Annotated in this window: 2 protein-coding genes and 1 rRNA gene; all 3 read left to right on the top strand. The window is 71.8% G+C overall.

The window, feature by feature from the left end; translation table 11 throughout:
* The first annotated feature begins 156 nt into the window (after nt 1-156).
* The 3 genes from rrf (at nt 157) to ACFY0K_RS27420 (ending at nt 2039) form a co-directional block, all read left to right on the top strand.
* Nucleotides 157-273, top strand: a 5S ribosomal RNA gene (gene rrf / locus ACFY0K_RS27430).
* Nucleotides 274-429: 156 nt separating this feature from the next.
* Entirely contained in the window at nt 430-1383 is a 954-nt protein-coding gene (locus ACFY0K_RS27425) for a hypothetical protein (RefSeq protein WP_390642082.1), read from the top strand.
* Nucleotides 1275-2039: a tetratricopeptide repeat protein gene (locus tag ACFY0K_RS27420; protein WP_390642081.1), complete on the top strand. Its 765-nt coding sequence runs from the start codon at nt 1275-1277 to the stop codon at nt 2037-2039. The genes ACFY0K_RS27425 and ACFY0K_RS27420 overlap by 109 nt, the downstream gene beginning before the upstream one ends.
* The last annotated feature ends 162 nt before the right edge of the window (nt 2040-2201 follow it).

The following is a 2201-nucleotide window of genomic DNA, read 5'->3' as shown; positions in this document are numbered from 1 at the left end:
AGCCAGGTAACTGGTGGAGGTGACCGGTACTAATAGGCCGAGGGCTTGTCCTCAGTTGCTCGCGTCCACTGTGTTAGTTCTGAGGCAACGACCGTTGCCGGCTAGAGCTGAACACACAATTAAAGAGTGTGCTTGTTCGCTCGAAACCATTAGGGTTTCGGTGGTCATAGCGTGAGGGAAACGCCCGGTTACATTCCGAACCCGGAAGCTAAGCCTTACAGCGCCGATGGTACTGCAGGGGGGACCCTGTGGGAGAGTAGGACACCGCCGAACAATCTTTGGAGGACCCCTGGTCCCAGCGTTCAGCTGGGACCAGGGGTCCTTTTGTTTTTACAATGCTTGCGGTACCGAAGACAGGAGTCACCATGTCCACCAACTCTCCCGACGAGCGACCGGAGCGCGACCAGCGGCGACGGGACAGTGGTGACCGTGGTGACCGCGGCGAGCGTGGCGGGTACCGCGGAGACCGCAACGACCGTGGAGACCGCGGCGGTTACCCCCGCCGTGATGACCGTCGCGACGACAACCGGGGCGGTGGCTACGGCCGGCGTGACGACAACCGCGGTGCGGGGTACGGCCGTCGGGACGATCGTCGCGGTGACGAGCGCCGAGACGACAACCGGGGTGGCGGGTACGGCCGGCGTGACGACAATCGCGGTGGGGGTGGTTACGGCCGGCGTGACGACAACCGTGGGTCCCGGCCGGGGTTCCAGCGCGACGATCGTGGTGGTGACCGGGGTGGCTACGGGCGTCGTGACGACCGGGATCGTGGTCCCCGTCGTGACGACCGTGGGGATCGTCCCGCTTTCCGTCGCGACGACCGGCGTGACGACCGCCGCGACGACCGTGGTGACCGTCCCGCTTTCCGGCGTGACGACCGACGTGACGACCGACGTGACGACCGCCGCGACGACCGTGGTGACCGTCCCGCTTTCCGGCGTGACGACCGCGACGACCGGGGCGGCTACGGTCGCCGTGACGACCGTCGTGACGACAGCCGCGGTGGCGGCGGCTATGCCCGTCGCGACGACACCCGCGGCGGCTTCCGAGGCCGTGACGACCGTCGTGACGACCGCGGCCGTGACGACCGCGGCCGTGGCCCCCGTCGCGACGACAACCGTGGAGGCGGCGGCTACGCCCGGCGTGACGACAGCCGCGGTGGCGGCTACCGGGGCCGTGACGACCGGCGCGACGACCGACGTGACGACCGGCGCGGTGGCGGACGCTTCCGTGACGAGCGGGACCGGGACCGGGACCGGGAGCCGATCAAGCGGCTGCCCATCCCGGAGGACGTCACCGGCGAGGAGATCGACAAGGACGTACGGCAGGAGCTGCAGAGCCTGCCCAAGACGCTCGCGGACGACGTCGCCAGGAACCTGGTGATGGTCGCCCGGCTCATCGACGAGGACCCCGAGGGCGCCTACGGCTACTCCAGGGTGGCCCTGCGGCTGGCCTCCCGTGTCGCCGCCGTACGCGAGGCCGCCGGGTTCGCCGCGTACGCGAACCAGAAGTACGCCGAGGCGCTCGCCGAGTTCCGGGCCGCCCGGCGCATGACCGGCACCGTCGACCTGTGGCCGGTGATGGCCGACTGCGAGCGTGGGCTCGGGCGGCCGGAGAAGGCGCTGGACATGGCCGGCGCCCCCGAGGTGCACAAGCTGGACAAGGCAGGCCAGGTCGAGATGCGGCTCGTCGCGGCCGGTGCCCGGCGTGACATGGGGCAGCTGGACGCGGCCATCGTGACGCTGCAGAGCCCCGAGCTGGCCTCCAGCTCCGTGCAGCCGTGGACCGCGCGACTGCGGTACGCCTACGCGGACGCCCTGCTTGCGGCCGGGCGTGCCGACGAGGCGCGGGAGTGGTTCGCCAAGGCCGTCGAGGCCGACCGGGACGGCAGCACGGACGCCTCCGACCGGCTGGCCGAGCTGGACGGGGTCGAGTTCGTCGACGCCCTGGACGAGGAGGAAGCCGACGAGGCCCCGGAGGGGGCCGAGGCCCCGGCCGGGCCTGACGTCGAGGCCGAGTCCGACGGCGAGCAGGACTGAGTTCGTACGCCGGGTGATCGAGTGACGGAGAGAGGGGGGGGCCCCCCCCGGGGGCCCCCCCCCCCCCGGGCCCCGGGGGCCCCCCCCCCCACCCCCCCCCCGCCGGGGGCGGGGCGGAGGGCGGGGACATTAGGGGCCACCGCAACCCCCGGGGGGGCCCGG

This window comes from Streptomyces sp. NPDC001507 (assembly GCF_042894765.1).
Classification (GTDB): domain Bacteria; phylum Actinomycetota; class Actinomycetes; order Streptomycetales; family Streptomycetaceae; genus Streptomyces.
The sequence above is the reverse complement of the archived record's forward strand: the minus strand, read 5'-3'. Positions and strand labels throughout refer to the sequence as shown.